Origin of the sequence: Flavobacterium glycines (genome assembly GCF_900100165.1) — a bacterium.
GTDB classification, from domain to species: Bacteria; Bacteroidota; Bacteroidia; order Flavobacteriales; family Flavobacteriaceae; genus Flavobacterium; species Flavobacterium glycines.
This window is the reverse complement of record NZ_FNEO01000002.1, coordinates 307,158-323,089: the sequence shown is the minus strand read 5'-3', so window position 1 is coordinate 323,089 and position 15,932 is coordinate 307,158. Positions and strand designations below refer to the sequence as shown.

The 15,932-nt window shown below is 34.3% G+C and carries 18 protein-coding genes; 5 read left to right on the top strand and 13 right to left on the bottom strand.

What is annotated here, in order from left to right; translation table 11 throughout:
* Positions 1-236 precede the first annotated feature (236 nt).
* The 3 genes from BLR17_RS09760 to BLR17_RS09745 form a co-directional block, all read right to left on the bottom strand.
* Positions 237-1,508: an NRAMP family divalent metal transporter gene (locus BLR17_RS09760; RefSeq protein WP_066329590.1), complete on the bottom strand. Its 1,272-nt coding sequence runs from the start codon at positions 1,506-1,508 to the stop codon at positions 237-239.
* A gap of 433 nt (positions 1,509-1,941) precedes the next feature.
* Positions 1,942-2,394, bottom strand: a complete 453-nt coding sequence (locus BLR17_RS09750) for a DinB family protein (protein WP_066329593.1) — start codon at positions 2,392-2,394, stop codon at positions 1,942-1,944.
* Between the two features lie 174 nt (positions 2,395-2,568).
* Positions 2,569-4,155, bottom strand: coding sequence for an ABC-F family ATP-binding cassette domain-containing protein (locus BLR17_RS09745; protein WP_066329594.1), 1,587 nt, complete (start codon positions 4,153-4,155; stop codon positions 2,569-2,571).
* A 263-nt stretch (positions 4,156-4,418) separates the two neighbouring features.
* Here BLR17_RS09745 and BLR17_RS09740 point away from each other — a divergent pair, with 263 nt between their 5' ends.
* Positions 4,419-5,951, top strand: coding sequence for a SulP family inorganic anion transporter (locus BLR17_RS09740; protein WP_066329596.1), 1,533 nt, complete (start codon positions 4,419-4,421; stop codon positions 5,949-5,951).
* A 113-nt stretch (positions 5,952-6,064) separates the two neighbouring features.
* On the opposite strand, the gene BLR17_RS09735 is transcribed toward BLR17_RS09740, so the two are convergent.
* The 4 genes from BLR17_RS09735 to BLR17_RS09720 all read right to left on the bottom strand — a co-directional run bounded on the left by BLR17_RS09735 (position 6,065) and on the right by BLR17_RS09720 (position 9,051).
* Positions 6,065-7,012 (bottom strand): DUF6807 family protein, encoded by a 948-nt coding sequence (locus BLR17_RS09735; protein ID WP_066329602.1) that lies wholly within the window; start codon positions 7,010-7,012, stop codon positions 6,065-6,067.
* Positions 7,009-7,512 (bottom strand): SRPBCC family protein, encoded by a 504-nt coding sequence (locus BLR17_RS09730; RefSeq protein ID WP_066329604.1) that lies wholly within the window; start codon positions 7,510-7,512, stop codon positions 7,009-7,011. The genes BLR17_RS09735 and BLR17_RS09730 overlap by 4 nt, the downstream gene beginning before the upstream one ends.
* The gene (locus BLR17_RS09725; protein ID WP_066329607.1) at positions 7,490-7,828 is read right to left on the bottom strand and encodes an ArsR/SmtB family transcription factor; all 339 of its coding nucleotides are present in this window, start codon (positions 7,826-7,828) and stop codon (positions 7,490-7,492) included. The genes BLR17_RS09730 and BLR17_RS09725 overlap by 23 nt, the downstream gene beginning before the upstream one ends.
* Before the next feature lie 377 nt (positions 7,829-8,205).
* Positions 8,206-9,051, bottom strand: a complete 846-nt coding sequence (locus BLR17_RS09720; protein WP_066329610.1) for a class I SAM-dependent methyltransferase — start codon at positions 9,049-9,051, stop codon at positions 8,206-8,208.
* A 227-nt stretch (positions 9,052-9,278) separates the two neighbouring features.
* Between BLR17_RS09720 and BLR17_RS09715 the strand changes: the two genes are divergently transcribed.
* From BLR17_RS09715 to BLR17_RS09700, 4 genes are all read left to right on the top strand, one after another.
* Entirely contained in the window at positions 9,279-9,467 is a 189-nt protein-coding gene (locus tag BLR17_RS09715) for a hypothetical protein (protein WP_066329613.1), read from the top strand.
* Positions 9,468-9,511: 44 nt separating this feature from the next.
* Positions 9,512-9,991 carry an RNA polymerase sigma factor gene (locus BLR17_RS09710; RefSeq protein WP_066329614.1) on the top strand — a complete coding sequence of 160 codons (480 nt, stop codon included), beginning with the start codon at positions 9,512-9,514 and terminating at the stop codon, positions 9,989-9,991.
* Positions 9,992-9,994: 3 nt separating this feature from the next.
* Positions 9,995-10,534 (top strand): hypothetical protein, encoded by a 540-nt coding sequence (locus tag BLR17_RS09705; protein ID WP_066329617.1) that lies wholly within the window; start codon positions 9,995-9,997, stop codon positions 10,532-10,534.
* 64 nt (positions 10,535-10,598) lie between these two features.
* Positions 10,599-10,865, top strand: a complete 267-nt coding sequence (locus BLR17_RS09700; protein ID WP_066329620.1) for a hypothetical protein — start codon at positions 10,599-10,601, stop codon at positions 10,863-10,865.
* 83 nt (positions 10,866-10,948) lie between these two features.
* Here BLR17_RS09700 and BLR17_RS09695 read toward each other — a convergent pair whose 3' ends face one another.
* The 6 genes from BLR17_RS09695 to BLR17_RS09670 form a co-directional block, all read right to left on the bottom strand.
* Complete coding sequence (locus tag BLR17_RS09695) at positions 10,949-11,731, bottom strand: PhzF family phenazine biosynthesis protein (RefSeq protein ID WP_066329621.1); 783 nt, start codon at positions 11,729-11,731, stop codon at positions 10,949-10,951.
* Complete coding sequence (locus BLR17_RS09690; RefSeq protein WP_066329957.1) at positions 11,728-13,149, bottom strand: aminotransferase-like domain-containing protein; 1,422 nt, start codon at positions 13,147-13,149, stop codon at positions 11,728-11,730. The genes BLR17_RS09695 and BLR17_RS09690 overlap by 4 nt, the downstream gene beginning before the upstream one ends.
* Before the next feature lie 62 nt (positions 13,150-13,211).
* Entirely contained in the window at positions 13,212-13,598 is a 387-nt protein-coding gene (locus BLR17_RS09685; protein ID WP_066329624.1) for a GNAT family N-acetyltransferase, read from the bottom strand.
* 306 nt (positions 13,599-13,904) lie between these two features.
* Positions 13,905-14,330, bottom strand: coding sequence for an HIT family protein (locus BLR17_RS09680; protein ID WP_066329625.1), 426 nt, complete (start codon positions 14,328-14,330; stop codon positions 13,905-13,907).
* Between the two features lie 84 nt (positions 14,331-14,414).
* A complete protein-coding gene (gene yiaK / locus BLR17_RS09675; protein ID WP_066329627.1) occupies positions 14,415-15,434 on the bottom strand; it encodes a 3-dehydro-L-gulonate 2-dehydrogenase in 1,020 nt (339 codons plus the stop codon).
* 17 nt (positions 15,435-15,451) lie between these two features.
* The gene (locus BLR17_RS09670; protein ID WP_066329630.1) at positions 15,452-15,907 is read right to left on the bottom strand and encodes a DUF2059 domain-containing protein; all 456 of its coding nucleotides are present in this window, start codon (positions 15,905-15,907) and stop codon (positions 15,452-15,454) included.
* Between the last annotated feature and the right edge of the window lie 25 nt (positions 15,908-15,932).

Below are 15,932 nucleotides of genomic sequence, written 5' to 3'. Positions count from 1 at the left end.
CTAACTAGTTTATATGCGCATAAATTGAACTAGTTATGTTCTATTTTGGTATGTTATACGCATGTTTTTGTTTAAATTATTGCGTATTATTTATTTCTCAAATATATAAAAAAATCACTACAAATAATTAAAAGGACTTTTTGTTTATGAAGTGTTTTTTGTACTTATTTGATTTTTATAGGAATAAAAATAGCAATAGAAAATATAAGTAAAAGTGATGGGGGTAATAAATAGTTTCACTGGTTTGAAAATTGCATATAAATCAAAGCTACAGCAGTAACTGTCATAATGATTAATGCAGTAAATCCAAGAATATTTGTTATTCTTCCATTCACATTTTCTCCCATTATTTTTTTGTTGTTGGAAATATGAAGGATAATCGCAATTAAGACGGGAGCGGTTAATCCATAAAGGATAGCTGTGTAAATCAATGACTGAATAGGAGTGATGCCCACATAGTTTAAAGATAAACCCAATACTAATGAAATGGCAATGATGATATAAAATGCTTTGGCTTCATGAAATTTTTTATCAAGTCCTTCTTTCCAGCCAAAAGTTTCGGTAATGATGTATGAAATAGCACCACTCAATACAGGAATTGCAATAAGCCCTGTTCCAATGACACCTATGGCAAAAAGGAGATATGACAAATTTCCGGCTAATGGTTTTAATGCCAAGGCAGCCTGCTCGACAGTGTCAATTTGATGAATACCGCCTTTAAACAAAACGGTGCCTGTAGTAAGAATAATAAAATACATAACAAAACCCGAAACGGTCATCCCAAAATCTACATCCTGGTCCATGTCATGGATTAACTTTTTGTCTACAATCAAATGCCTGCGTTTATGCCTCATTTCTTCAACTTCTACAGATACTTGCCAAAAAAACAGATAGGGTGAGATGGTAGTGCCAAGAATTCCTACCAGAATGGCGATGAAGTCCTTGTCAAATTTTATTGTAGGAATAAAAGTTGCTTTAATAATTTCTCCAAAATCCTGTTTATACAAAAACGGAACAATAAAATAAACCAGCATAACAATGCATAGATATTTTAGGACTGAAGCAATTTTTTGATAGGGTAAGTAGACAATTAGAATCAAAAGGATAATTGTAAAAACAACACTGAAATAATTAGCATCAATTGATGGAAATAGAAGATTCCCAACAGCTCCCATACCAGCAATGTCGGCACCAATATTCATTACAATGGCAGGGAAGCTAAACAATAACGTTAGATATAAAATAGGTCTTGGATAATGTTGTTTAAGTGTTCCCGTTAATCCATGGGATGTTACTAACCCAATTCTTGCACACATCTGTTGAATAGACGCCATGAGTGGAAAAGCAATTATTGCAGTCCATAATGTTGAGAGTCCAAATGCAGCACCGGCTTGAGAATAAGTAGCAATTCCGGATGGATCATCGTCACTTGCACCTGTTACAAGTCCGGGACCAAGTCTTTTCCAACTACTAAAAAGTTTTGACGAAAATGATTTCTTATTTTTCATTTTTTAATTGTTGTTGAATGGTTGGTAACTGTATAACTAAGAAGAGTAGGAAAGCAGTCCAAATGTTTATGCGCATAAAAATTTTCGGTTGAATGTCTTGGTTGAAAAACCAATATAGATTTGTCACTACACAAAATAAGCCAATCAGAATGGTCAGGATGGTATGTGTTTTATATTTCATAGCTTATCGGTTATGTCTTTATTTTGAGGCAATATTTGTTGGTGGTGTGATGATTTGGTAGTTTTTAACTTTTATACCCTCAGTTTTTTCCTTTTATGAGTTTGTATATCTTTTTTGGGATAGATTAATTCAACTGTATATGAACTTTTGATAATTATCAAATATATAAAATATTATTAATCAGAATTTTATGTTTAAAATGAATTTTCTTCAGTTAGCATTTTATAAGAACATATAAAAAAATAACCTCTTCTATTTCCTTTTATAAAAAATATAATCGGTATTGATTGGGTTTATGCCATTTGTCTTTAAATCAGTCGCAATTTGCGCTCTGTGATAAGTAGCATGATTGATAATATGAAAAAGGATTTCCTGAACCGAATTAGAAAATGAGCTTCCGGTTGAGTTTTTATACTCTATTTTTCGGCTTAAATCAATGGTTTTTAAAATGCTTAGGCTTTGGTTGTAATTGTGTTGATTACTGTGTTTTAGGGTTTGCAAAGATCGGATTTCCCAAACAGCAATGCTGGGTTTCTCGCCCAGAATTCGCTCATTCCAAATTTGTTGTGCATTGATTAAATGGTTGAGTAACTGAATTGATTTTTCAGGAATGGCTTCTTTTTCATTTTCGAATAATTGAATTAGTTTTTGATTGAAATGATAGGTGTATTCGAATGCGTCTTTGAAAAAATCGGTAGTTTCCATTAGTGAATTTTTATTTTAAATGTAAGGAAAAGTATCTAATGATATTATTTTTTGAACCATATAAGTCATATAAGTTTTAGTGTTATGTGTTTGCTGGTAATTGTTGACAAGAACATATAAGATGTTGTAAAATATAAAGAGATTGAAAAAAAATAATTTGCGGTAAACAATTCATTAGAGTTGTATGGTTCTTTGAGTATTAATCTGTTCCAGAAAATATTCATCATGTGAAATTACGATTAATGTACCCTGATATTCGTTGATTGCATTCGTTAGAATTTCAATGTTTTGAATATCTAGATTATTTGTTGGTTCGTCCAGTATAATGATGTCTGGGGATTGATTGTTAATGGTTAAACAACAAAGCATCAGACGCATTTTTTCGCCTCCGCTCAAACTATTGCAGACTTTATCCCAACTTTTATTTGAAAACAAAAAGCGATTCAACCTCATTTTGATATCATGTTCCGGTAATCCTGAATTGTTAAAAGTCTGGGCTTGTTTGTAAACTTTTAGATTGTTATTTATCAACGAATAATCCTGATCAATATAAATCGATTTATTTTCAGCCCGGTAAATTGTTCCAGTTCGTGATTGCACATTGCCTAAAATAAGTTTGATTAATGTCGTTTTTCCTGAACCATTTGTGCCTTTCAAAGCAATGCGTTCGCCACTTGTAATTTGAAAATCCAGATTTTCGTTCCAAAGATTTTTTGTGGTATAACTGAAATTGATTTCTGTTGCTGTAAACAACACTTTTCCTTTGTGCAAGTTAGAATTGTCCAAACCAAATTTCATTTGATCAAAATTGAAAACGGTTTTGCGTAATTGCTGTAAATCCTGAGCGATGGAATCTATTTTTTCAGCGTGAGTATTTTTTAGTTTTGACGTACTATTTTCGGCATTGTTACGCAGTGTGTTCATCATGATTCTGGAAACTCCGGCTTTTTCCTGTTTTCCTTTTCCGCGAGCGTCTAACTTTTGTTGTCTTTCCAGTGTTTCCCGTTCTTTCTCCTTTGCTTTTCGTAAAGCTTTTTCTTTACTGTGAATATCGTGATGTAAAGCTGAATTGGCTATTTGTTTTTGCTCAACATAAAAATCATAATTACCGCCATAGATTTGGATGCCGTTTGGATTCAATTCGCAAACTGTATCCAGATGATTGAGTAACTTTCGGTCGTGACTGACAACAATTAAAGTACTTTTTGTAGATTGAATAAAATCATACAATAACAATCGGCTTTCACTATCCAAATGATTGCTCGGTTCGTCCAATAAAATCAATTCTGGCTGATGAATGGAAATTCCGGCGAGGAAAACTTTTGTTTTTTGTCCACCGCTTAAATTTTCTAATTTTAGGTTTAAATCAAAATGATCCAATTGCCAATATTGTAAAGCTTCAGCACAACGTTCTTCAATAGTCCAGTCGTCGTTTAATAAAAGGAAGTTTTCTTCGGAAGTATTTCCGTTTAAAATTTCCTGCAAAGCCTTTAATTTTCTGGCGATACTCAATGCTTCAGCAATGCTGAGATTATTGTACTGACCAAATATCTGCGGGACATAATAAGGTTCTGATTCTGTTTTTAATTGCCCTTCACAGGATTGAATTTCCTTGGCGATTATTTTTAATAAAGTCGATTTTCCAACACCATTATTGCCAATTAAAGCAATTTTACTGTGGTGATTTACGGATAGATTGATGTTGCTGAACAACAAATCCTTGTTAGGATGTGTATAACTGATGTTTTGTAAAATAAGCATAATTTCTTTCTTTAAAGATGAATGAAGTAGCTAAAACTTTTTGAGTTTTAGAATCTTTAATTGGTCTGAAAGAAATTTTTAATCACATATACTACTGCTTGTGTTTTGAGTTTGCAAATATACAGTTTTTTGTTTTTTAAAAATAGTTTTAACCTCAAATTGCAGCTAATCCTGATTTCGTTTCGACAACGTTTAAAAAGATTTACATTTGCAGTTTTTAAGAAAGAGCATACTAATCTTTTAATAAATCCTTACACAAAAGAATGAAACAGTATTTTAGCTTATTTGATTTTTCGCAAAAAGTAAATTACAAAACCGAAATATTAGCGGGATTAACGGTCGCTATGACTATGATTCCGGAGTCACTGTCCTTTGCTATTTTGGCTGGATTTCCACCATTGGTAGGCTTGTATGCTGCTTTTATAATGGGCTTGGTAACGGCTGTTTTTGGCGGACGTCCGGGTTTGATTTCGGGTGGGGCAGGAGCTACGGTAATTGTGTTGATTGCGTTGATGAAATCATACGGATTGGATTATGTTTTTGCAGTAGTGGCTTTGGCGGGAGTCATCCAAATTGTAATTGGTTTGTTCAAATTGGGTAAATTCATTCGCCTGGTACCGCAACCGGTGATGTATGGTTTTGTGAATGGTTTGGCGGTGGTGATATTCATGTCGCAATTAGAACAGTTTAAAACGGTGATTAATGGCGAAAGTGTTTGGCTATCAGGGAATCCGTTGTATGTGATGCTGGCTTTGGTGACTTTGACCATTGGGATTGTTTTAGGATTTCCAAAAATTTCTAAAGCGGTTCCTGCTTCTTTGGTGGCTATTATGGTCGTTTTTGCTTTGGTTTTGGGTTTTGGAATCCAAACGAAAACTGTTGCTGACATTGCTTCGGTAAGTGGTGGATTTCCGCCTTTTCATATTCCGAATATTCCATTGAATTTAGAAACTTTACAATTGATTCTTCCTTACGGTTTGATTATGGCTTGTGTTGGATTAACGGAAGGTTTGCTGACGTTAAATTTAGTGGATGAAATCACAGCAACTAAGGGAAATAGTAACAGGGAATGTGTGGCTCAGGGAAGTGCCAATATTTTGAATGGTTTTTTCTTTGGGATGGGTGGTTGCCCGATGATTGCGCAAACATTGGTAAACTTATCAGCAGGTTCCAGAGCACGTTTATCAGGGATTGTTGCTGCGTTGACGATTCTTTGTATTGTGCTATTTGGCGCTCCGGTTATTGAAAAATTGCCCATGGCGGCTTTAACAGGAGTGATGTTTATGGTTTCCATCGGGACTTTTGAATGGATGAGTTTTAGAATAATTAATAAAATGCCTAAACAAGATATTTTTGTTGGCGTTACCGTAGCAATTATTACGATTGTGTTGCATAATCTGGCTTTAGCTGTATTGATTGGAGTAATAATTTCGGCTTTGGTTTTTGCCTGGGAAAGTGCCAAACGTATTCGTGCTAAAAAATATATTGATGAGAAAGGTGTGAAGCATTACGAAATATACGGTCCTTTGTTTTTTGGTTCTACTGCTACTTTCGCTGAAAAATTCGACGTATTGAACGATCCTGATGAAATAGTGATTGATTTTAAAGAAAGTAAAATTGCCGATATGAGTGCTATTGATGCGGTCAATAAAATTACCGAGCGCTATGCCAAGGCTGGTAAAAAAGTTTATTTACGCCATTTAAGTGAAGACTGTCGTCAGCTGTTGCAAAATGCCGAGGGAATTATTGAAGTGAATATTATCGAAGATCCAACGTATAAGGTGGTTTCGAACTGATATTTAGGTTCTTTATGAACACAAATTGCACAAATTTTCACAGATTAATTCGTGAAAATTTGTGCAATTTGTGTTTAATAGTTCTACTTCTTTATTGTGTAAACTACAGCGATTTAATTCTTTATATATGATTTATAAATTTCAGCAATTGGAATTGCATTCGCATTCCCATCGTGAATAACTAATCGATAGCGTAAAACCGTTGATTTTTTATTCGATAGCGGAACTGCTTTTGCTCCTGGGTAAGGGAAAACAGCATTCTGCATGCTTTTTTTAGCTCTTAAAATCCAAGGGTTTGGAAAACCGGAATTTTTAGGGTTACAAAGTATCGTCATTCCTGTTGCTACGCCATTTTTAACTAAAGAACCGGAAAAATCCATCCACTCGCTGGCAGGAATAGGCAGATTCGTAGGTGTTATTTTTCCGCTTGGACTGGTGAATTCAACATCATCACTCAATTTAATTCGGGGAGAAAAACCGCCATAACCTTTCTCGTCTTCTGAGCCGCCAATTTTCATATTGGGTTCGAGTGCTAATAATGCAATTTCAATATCAATGCAACGATAATGCGATTGTTTTGGATAAACTGTAATGGTTGTTGTTTCTTTCACAAAAGCTTTTTCTACGCCGTTTTTGTCTGTCCATAAAGGCGACTTCCAAAGTACGGTGGTTTGAATGGCTTTGCTATGGTCTTTTTGTTTTATCTCTTTTACAGAACCAACTTCCCATTTAAAATTTTGGATTTCCCAGCCGTCACCAATTCGTTTATTGCCAATATACAATTGATGCCAGGACCAGAATATTCCCCGATGATGCAAATGATCAGCAGGGAAATCTTCGGTTAAAACGGCACCATCCAGAGTGTATAATGGATGGATATAATTAGAACGGACGAACTTTCCGTTGATTGATTTTTCCGAGGCTTGGTAAGTTAAAATACTGTCTTTTCCTTCGGTAAAATAAGTTTTATCAGATTCAATTTTTAAATTAATCTGACTAAAACCGATTTGGCTCAAAAAGAAAATGATTGCTATTGTACCTATATGTTTCAATGGATTCATTTAGTTACTTCGTTTAAATACTCATCCAAATTACCCAATGCCATAGTGAATCCTTCCTGAAATCCCATAGCGATGATTTGTTCTAAGTCGGCTAAATTTTCGTATTGGGCAACGATAGTTACGGTTGTGGTTTCTCCGTTTTCGGTAAAAGTGTTGTTCCAAACCGTGCGTGGAAAATCGGTATTGATTGCACCATTTTCGTCACAAAAAGCATCTAGTCCTGAGAAAGCTTTTAAGGGATTTATTTTTTGATAATCATTTCTACACCAGTGGATCAATCCGTCAGGAGCGACCATACCGTAAAACCAAAAGCCGCCTTCTCTAAAATCCATTGATTTTGTTTGGGTTTTATAAGGTTTTGGCGCCCACCATAAATCTAATATTTCAGGTTTAGTCCAGGCATCCCAAACTAAAGGAAGCTTAGCTGCAAATTCTCTTGTTACGTTTACGGTGTTGTTTTCTTTATTGACAATAAAGTCAAACTGTAGATTCGTTTTCATCTGTTTTATTTTTGAGGGTTGCTAATATACTATCTAATTCGTTAAAACGGTTTTCCCAAATGGCTTTGAATTGTGCCAGCCATTGGTCAATTTCTTTCATTTTGTTTAATTCTAACTGATAATAAATTTCTCTGCCTTTTTGTTCTTGTTGCAGCAGCTCGCATTCCGAAAGTATGCGCAAATGTTTAGAAATGGCCTGTCTGCTCGTGTTAAAATGTTCTGCAATGGCATTAGGTGTCATTGCCTGAACAGCAATAAGGCCTATAATAGCGCGTCGGGTAGGGTCGGCAATTGCCTGAAAAATATCTCTTCTCATTTTGAATAAAAAAAACGAAACCAATCAGTTGCAAATATAATGCAATTAATTGGTTGTGCAATTTTTTTTTGAATTTTTTTTGATGAGAAATTTTCGTCAGTTCTAGTGATCCTGTTTTTTGGACTTTGTTTTTAAGAATTTTAATTTTCTTTTTTGCTTGATCAAAAAAGAAACAAAAAATTACTCCAAGATTTTATTTTAATTGGATTCCGTGAATCTTCGATTTCAAGTCTTCGCATCCTCGTCGGTCAAATTTATTTTCGAATGCTAAAAGAAAAGAACTCGTCCTTCGTCCTCAAACAGCTTTTCTTTTTACACATTCTTCAAATTTTTGACGCTCGACTGTGGATGCAAGGACATCTCGTTTTCGTAAATAACTATTTTTCACCATAAATAACGAATGCACTTGAAGGTATTGCAACATTTCCATCAGGAAATTTTTCATTTACTAATTCATAAACTTCCTGTTTTATTTTTGCTCTCATGGCATCATCGGCATTACTCAGTGCAGCTACAAATGGAGCGGCAATTTCGGTCATCATGTCCCAATAGGTTTCGGCAGTTCCGCAATTTACTGTTCCTGGTACTTCGGATTCTGAAACGTTTTTAAGTCCGGCTTCCTTGAAAATATCGGCCAAAAAACCGGGTTTTGCACATCTGAACATTCCCGGTGCCCCTTCAGGTGGCGGTGTAAGTCCCATGTTTTTGTTTATGGTACCACCAATTGCGGTTACCCAAAAGTTTTTTTCAGGACCGCACCATACTGATGTGGTGAGTCGTCCTCCGGGTTTGAGAACTCTTACTAATTCCTTAGCGGCCATTTGGATATCAGGAAAAAACATAAAACCGAGTCGGCAACTCACAATATCAAAACTGTTATCCTCAAAAGGAAGTTCGGAAACATCACAAGCCTGCGTATCAAAATTTGGAATTCCTGCTTTGTGGGCGTTTTCTTCAGCTATTTCGAGCATTCCGCTTGATAAATCGGTAAATATTATTTTGCCGTTTCCAATTTTTGCAGCAATACTAATGCCGGGTTCTCCGGTTCCTGATGCTACATCGAGCACACTTTCATTTTCTTTAGGATTGATAAGTGCTATCATTTTATCGCCTATGGGTTTTAAAAAATCCATAATTAAGTCATCCCATTTTTTCCAGCCTGGGGAAAACTTGTTCCAGGAGTCTTTTTGTTGCTCACGGATTTGTTGTAGTTCTGGTTCCATCTTTGAATTTGTTTATAAATTAGATTATTCCGTTTTTTTTTTTTTTTTTGAGTGCTTGAGGAGCTAAATAAATTTACAAAAAAAACGCTGAAACTGTTTTAAAGTGTTTTAAATTAATCAGTTATATTTTTGTTTTAGTCTCTAATACTTATTGTTAAAATATTTTTTTTGTAAAAGATGTAAGTTTTTTAAAATTCGAACAACTAATAGGTCAAAAACCAATCGTTATGAAAACAATACTTATTATGCTACTCTTTGTAGTAGTGAGTTGTGGAAAAGAATCTTCGCCGGAAGGGAGATCAAAAATCAGGGATGAAAAATTACAGGAAAAAATTGATAGTCTGAAGCTTCAAAACGAGCAAATTATGAAAGATATTCGTTTGATAAAGAAAGAATTAAATATTGAAAATAAATAAAATTAGTTTATCTTAGTTTGTATTCGAAAATTAAATAATTGTAAATGGAATCTATCGAAAAAGATTTTTTAGCCAAACTTTCCCAGTACAATGCGATGATTCATAAACTGTGTCGATTGTACCGTGATGGTCTTGAAGATCGGGAAGATTTATTTCAGGAAATCGTTTTTCAACTCTGGAAATCCTATCCCAAATTTAAAGGAGAATCAAAGTTGAGTACCTGGATTTACCGTATTGCCTTAAATACAGCTATTGCTTCTTTTCGAAAAAAAACGGCGCCAATAAATTATTCGAATCAATTGCCTGATTTTGCCGAAGAACATCCAAATGATGAACTTCTGTTAAGGCAGGAACGACTGTTTGCTGTTTTGAAACTGCTTGACGATAGCGAAAAAGCTTTGATCAGCCTGTATTTTGAAGAATTGTCTTATCAGCAAATTGCTGAAATCATGGGTATCAATGAGAATTATGTTGGTGTAAAACTCAATCGAATTAAAGCTAAAATTAAAACCTTAATGAAATAAATCATGGAAATAGACGATTTAAAATCCGATTGGAATACTGTACAGCCCATTTTGAAAACCGATGAATCTCTATTGTTGCTGTTGCAGGAAAACAAACATCCCGTTCTAAAATCAATTCGTAAGCAAATTGTAATTGAAGTTTCATCTTGGCTGATATTTTTATTGGTGTATTATTCTATGTTCGATGGATATTTAAAACCATTTTGGGTGAATGTTGTTTTAGTGTTCTCTCTTATACTTCCTGTTTTACATAGTTTGTATGGTTATTTTTACAATAAGTATTTGACGGACGGAACCGATATTAAAAAGGCTTTAGAACGACTTTATAATAGATTGAAAAAATACGCTTTCTTTAGTATTCTCTCGAGAATTGGATTTGTTGGAGGTCTATTATTCTTTTTTACATATAATATTGATTTCAAAGGAATTAAGTACTTTTTTTTGCTTTCAATTTGTTTTGTGTTTGTGTTCCAAATAGCTGTTTTGTATAGTATTTGGGCAAAACGATTAAAGCATATTAAGGAAATAATGGCTGGTTTTTAAGTGTAAATAAGACAAATCTTAGATTTTTGTTAAAAGTGTTTAAAAAAATCACTAAAAGTGGGTATTGTCATCAAATTGGAATTCATATACTTTTACCAATGTAAATAAAACGGAAGAATTAATTGTTAAAAACCGCATCAAGATGACAAATTCAGAAAAAATTAAGAAAGTCAATGAATTGCTTATTGAAGTAATAAAAGATGAAGAAAATCAATTAGAGAGTTCTTTTACAGGTTTGAAAGATGTGGTGTTGAGTATTCTTGCTGATTATTGGCAAAATGAGAGAGAACCAGCGATTTTTATGGAACACGCATTAATAGATTTAGATTAATATAAAAAAGAATAGGATTTGTCATTTTAGGGTTTGATAAATTTTTTGTAGAAAGCCACTTTAAATTTTTAAAGTGGCTTTTCTTATTGTGTGAAAATTGTTCCAATTAAATAACACTTAGCATATCCGCTAATACGAACTCTGTTTTCTAACAGTTCGCAATCTAAATAACCTCTTCGTTCCGAAAGCTGAATAGCCGATAATTTTGTTTTATTCAATTCGTTTGCCCAATAGGGGATGAGTGTAGTATGAGCTGAACCTGTTACCGGATCTTCATTAATTCCCGATTGCGGGGCAAAAAATCGGGAAACAAAATCGGAGTTGTTCCCTTTGGCAGTTACAATGATACCTCGGGCTTGCAGTTTTGAAAGTTTTTCAAAATCGGGATTTAAATTCAGGATTTCATCTTCAGTATTAAAAAGAAGCATATAGTCAGTTTTTCCTTTAAAAGCCTGAATTGGTTTTACATTCAATCCATCTGTCATTTGAGGAGTTAACGGGATAGGTTCCAATACATCGACCGGGAAATTTAAGGATAACAAATCGGCTTCTTTTGTAACGGTTAATTCACCGCTTCTGGGAGAGAAAAAAGTGATGCGATTAGTATTGTAATTTTCGAAATGAAACAACACAAAAGCAGCTGCTAGTGTGGCATGTCCGCAAAGATCTACTTCAAGCTTGGGTGTAAACCATCTGATTTCGTAGTTATCACCATTTTTGACATAAAAGGCAGTTTCGGCAAGATTGTTTTCGGCAGCTATTTTTTGCATAATAGTATCACTTAACCATTCTTCCAGCGGACAAACAGCAGCCGGATTTCCTGAGAAAACGGTTTTGCTAAAAGCATCGATTTGATATATTTTCATTTTTTTAATTGTTGTTTGATTAATGTGCCTAATCTTTTTAGACTGTTTTCGACTTTTTCATCCCATTTTACGGCAAAATTTAACCGCATACAATTGTTGTACTGATTGTGTTGGGTAAACATCCTTCCCGGTGCAAAACCTATTTTATGTTGTACTGCGGTATCGTATAAAATGGCAGTGTCTATCCGCGGATCGAGTTCTAACCAAAGTACAAAGCCACCTTGAGGTTTTGAAATTTTGGTGTTTTCGGGAAAATAGTTTTCTATAGTACGCTGAAAGTGTAAATAGTTTGCATATAATGTGTTTCGTAACGACCTTAAATGATGATCGTATCGGCCATGCTCCATGAAATCAGCAATGACTTCCTGAAACAATGGTGGACTGGACATGGTATGCAATAGTTTGTGTCGGATTAATTTATCTTTGAATTTCCCCGGAGCTACCCAGCCCACGCGATAACCCGGCGCCAGGGTTTTAGATACCGAACCGCACCACATGACAATGCCAGCTTCGTCAAAAGCTTTACAGGGTTTTGGTCGGCTGGTACCAAAGAAAATATCACCATACAAATCATCTTCAATTAAAGGAATATTATGTAGCGTAAGTAATCGAACTATTTCTTTTTTGTTTTCTTCCGGTATGCAACTGCCCAGCGGGTTGTTGAAATTAGTCACAAAACAGCAGGCTTTTATTTTAGGCAGTACTTTTTTTAAATCTTCGATAGCGACACCTGTAACAGGATGTGTAGGAAGTTCAATAATATGTAAACCTAATGATTTTATCATTTGTAAAATACCAAAATACACAGGACTTTCAATAGCTACCGTATCTCCGGGATTAGTCACTGTTATTAAAGAATAAAAGAGCGCATTCAAGGTTCCGGAAGTGGTTACAATATCGTCCTCGTTTAAATGGCCATCCCAGGTAAAAGACCATTTAGCTATATTTCTTCGCAAATTGATATTTCCCTGAGCCGGTTCGTAAGCTGTTCCGCTGTCTTCTAAATTTCGTAATACTTTTATTATTCCTTTGTTCAGTTTTGCAATGGGAAGCATGCTTTTATCCACAACTCCCAGTGAAAATTGTGTGAAATCTTTGTTGCTCAAAGTATTGAACACCTTGGAAATTAAATCTTCAGGAGTCTTTTCTTTATCGGATAAATTGAACTTGTTTATTGATGGAAGCCCTAATTTAGTGTTAAATGCCTGACTGACATAATAGCCTGATTTAGGTTTAGATGCAATTAAAGATTTGCTTTCCAGTTCTAAAAATGCCTGTTTAACCGTATTGATACTCACGTTGTGGATTTTTTGTACCATACGGATAGAAGGGACTTTATCGCCTGTTTGTAAAGTTCCGGATGCGATTTGCTCTTCGATTATTTTTGCAATTTTCAAATATAAAATTTCTCTGGGCATTTTATGAGGGAATTGTTTGTGTCCTATAAATGTACTAATTTTTAAACTGTATCCATAAAGCTTTATGATTTTGAATTGTTTAGCCAATTTACCAATTGGTCAATAGCCATTTTTAGTTTTTTAAGAGAATCATTTTGCCATTCTGATTCAAAAAATAACTCCGATTCCAGTATTAAATGTTCATTGATAGGATAATTTGAAAAAGTAGTATTAATAGTTGTTTTTAAGCAATAATCATCTGAATTAGTTGCAGCAACATAAGAATAGCCCACAATTTCATTATCCCATTCGGCCACATAAAGCGGTAGCCCAAACTGATGGTTGAATTGCAAATTTGACTCTGTAAAAGAAGTGTTTTGTTGTTGGTAAAGACTAATTATGGCATTGAGATCAGTGATAGTAACCGCTCTGAAGCTAAGGTTTTGCTGTTGTTTTAGAATCGTTTCCATACTTTGATGTTTATATTGTAAAACTATTGTTTTCAAAAAAACAAGTACAGATACAGAAATGAGTTTGTTTGTGGTTACAGATTTTTACGTTTAATAAATTTTTTAAACATATAAGTCATGTAAGTTTTTTGCTTTGCACTATGTTTTATTTATGATTTAAAGACCATATAAGTTTCAATTTAGTATACTAAAAGCAGCGTGGATTATATTTTAAAATCTGTGATAATTTGTCTTCTATCAATAAAAAATCCTCTTTTTAAATTGAATTAAAAAGAGGATTCTGTTTTGTAAATCTGTTGCAGGATTTTATAGCGCCGCTTTTACTTTTTCAATTACGGCTTCGTATTCAGCATCTGAAAGCATTACTTTTTCCGGGTTCATTTCAAAAACACTCCCAAAACCATAGCCATCTTTGTATTTTGGAACAATATGAAAGTGTAAATGAGACAACTTGTCTGAAAAAGCACCATAATTAATTTTATCCGGATTGAACACTTTAGCTATGGCTTTGGCAGTTGTAGCGACATCGTCCATGAAAGCATTGCGTTGTTCATCGCTTAATTCATGAAATTCAACTCCGTGATCTTTATAGACAACATTTAAACGACCAGTGTATGATTGCTCTTTAAACAAGAAGAGTTGTGATACTTTTAAGTCGGTGATTTTAATCATTAAGTTATGTAATGTTTCGTTTTCTTGGCAATACAAACATTCAGAAACTGGTGTAGGCATATTTTTATTTATTTTATTAGACTTTTTTGAGTGACGAATATAAGATAATAATTGTAATTCTATACACAATATTAAGTCCGAGTTTTAGCCTAATAATTCTATTACATTTTGCCAAATTTCCTTACTTACAGGAATTCCATCTTTCAGATTTTTGGCTTTGTTTTGTAAAGCCCGCTCTCCCGGATAATAAATTTTATTTTCAGAATCAATGGGTTCTGCATTGTGAGTGTAATCGATAATTTCATTCAGAAGTTTTTCCTGTAAATTCTGGTCGTGAAATATTTCAGGATAAATGCAAAGGAATATTTGAGAAATTCCGGTTTCATGTTCATTCAGGCCTATTTTAGAGGTAGAATTTCCTGCAGACAATATTGTTGCCAGCATATCCAAAACTATCGATAGGGCAGAACCTTTCCAGTATCCAATAGGTAATCCTCTTTCTTTAGACAGAATTTTTTCAGGATCTTTGGATAATTCGTCGTTTTCATCCCAACCACCAGGGTAAGGAAGTTGTTCTCCTCTTAATTTATACTCGTTAATCTTCCCAAAAGAAAATTGAGAGATAGCCATGTCTAATACGATATGACCTCCCGCTCTGGGGATTGATATAATAAATGGATTATTACCTAAGCGGCTTTCTTTGGCTCCCCAAGGTGGCATATTGGGTTTTGTATTGGTAAAAAGAATTGAAATGCAACCAGCCTCAGCAGTCTGCCAACCATAAGAGCCACCTCTCATCCAATGATTAGTATTGCGTAAAGCAACTAATCCCATTCCGTGTGATTTAGCTAATTCAATTGCCCGGTTGGTACAAATTCGGGCATTAATGATACCCGGACCAAAGTTGCCATCCCATCGTTCGATACTGCCAAAAGATTCTACTTTCACGGCTTCAGCATCTTTTTTTACTAAACCTTCTTCAACATATTTAATAAAAGGAGAAACACGATTGATTCCATGAGAATTCACACCTGATAAAGAATTATCAGCAAAGACTTCGGCCATTAATTTAGCTTTAGCATCGGTAAATTTATATTTCAGGAAGAGCTTATAAAGTACCTCCTGCATTTTTTCGGATGGAATTAGCGTCAAATTTTTAGTCATTTCCTTCTGGGTTACATTTATTTTAGCTCCTTTTGCTTTTCCAAATAACCTTTTTCTTTTAGCCTGGCTAAAACTTTTGTCGCAATTTCTTTTCCCCAGTTTTGTCCGGCAACCATGGATTCCCGCATCACCAAAGGCATTGTCTGAATCATTTTTTTACCAATTGGTGATTTATAAAAAGCTGTCAGTTGATCAATATCAGCTTCGGTGTAATATTTATCATAAATTGGTAAAATCATATTTTCAATATCATCCGGGTTAATTTCTTTTTTAAATTCTTCCCAAAATTCCTGTTTGACTACGCTGTAAGAACTTTTAAAACTGCTCATCATTTGGTCCATCACCTGAATCCCCATTTTTCCTGAACCACTTAATTCAAGTAATTGTTTTATTTTTTCTGTTTTAGTTGGATTTTGAGCATTTGTTGTAAAGGAAAGTAATGCGAAACTTAAAATTAAGAGTGGTTTTTTCATGTTGGTAAATTAGATTTTTAATTTT

What these genes read in the sequence shown, in the direction of transcription:
- BLR17_RS09695 (WP_066329621.1), bottom strand. Translation starts at nt 11,731, where the DNA reads ATGAAAATATATCAAATCGATGCTTTTAGCAAAACCGTTTTCTCAGGA.
- BLR17_RS09670 (WP_066329630.1), bottom strand. Translation starts at nt 15,907, where the DNA reads ATGAAAAAACCACTCTTAATTTTAAGTTTCGCATTACTTTCCTTTACA.
- yiaK (WP_066329627.1), bottom strand. Translation starts at nt 15,434, where the DNA reads ATGACTAAAAATTTGACGCTAATTCCATCCGAAAAAATGCAGGAGGTA.
- BLR17_RS09740 (WP_066329596.1), top strand. Translation starts at nt 4,419, where the DNA reads ATGAAACAGTATTTTAGCTTATTTGATTTTTCGCAAAAAGTAAATTAC.
- BLR17_RS09705 (WP_066329617.1), top strand. Translation starts at nt 9,995, where the DNA reads ATGGAAATAGACGATTTAAAATCCGATTGGAATACTGTACAGCCCATT.
- BLR17_RS09720 (WP_066329610.1), bottom strand. Translation starts at nt 9,051, where the DNA reads ATGGAACCAGAACTACAACAAATCCGTGAGCAACAAAAAGACTCCTGG.
- BLR17_RS09745 (WP_066329594.1), bottom strand. Translation starts at nt 4,155, where the DNA reads ATGCTTATTTTACAAAACATCAGTTATACACATCCTAACAAGGATTTG.
- BLR17_RS09685 (WP_066329624.1), bottom strand. Translation starts at nt 13,598, where the DNA reads ATGGAAACGATTCTAAAACAACAGCAAAACCTTAGCTTCAGAGCGGTT.
- BLR17_RS09690 (WP_066329957.1), bottom strand. Translation starts at nt 13,149, where the DNA reads ATGCCCAGAGAAATTTTATATTTGAAAATTGCAAAAATAATCGAAGAG.
- BLR17_RS09725 (WP_066329607.1), bottom strand. Translation starts at nt 7,828, where the DNA reads ATGAGAAGAGATATTTTTCAGGCAATTGCCGACCCTACCCGACGCGCT.
- BLR17_RS09735 (WP_066329602.1), bottom strand. Translation starts at nt 7,012, where the DNA reads ATGAATCCATTGAAACATATAGGTACAATAGCAATCATTTTCTTTTTG.
- BLR17_RS09710 (WP_066329614.1), top strand. Translation starts at nt 9,512, where the DNA reads ATGGAATCTATCGAAAAAGATTTTTTAGCCAAACTTTCCCAGTACAAT.
- BLR17_RS09680 (WP_066329625.1), bottom strand. Translation starts at nt 14,330, where the DNA reads ATGCCTACACCAGTTTCTGAATGTTTGTATTGCCAAGAAAACGAAACA.
- BLR17_RS09760 (WP_066329590.1), bottom strand. Translation starts at nt 1,508, where the DNA reads ATGAAAAATAAGAAATCATTTTCGTCAAAACTTTTTAGTAGTTGGAAA.
- BLR17_RS09750 (WP_066329593.1), bottom strand. Translation starts at nt 2,394, where the DNA reads ATGGAAACTACCGATTTTTTCAAAGACGCATTCGAATACACCTATCAT.
- BLR17_RS09715 (WP_066329613.1), top strand. Translation starts at nt 9,279, where the DNA reads ATGAAAACAATACTTATTATGCTACTCTTTGTAGTAGTGAGTTGTGGA.
- BLR17_RS09730 (WP_066329604.1), bottom strand. Translation starts at nt 7,512, where the DNA reads ATGAAAACGAATCTACAGTTTGACTTTATTGTCAATAAAGAAAACAAC.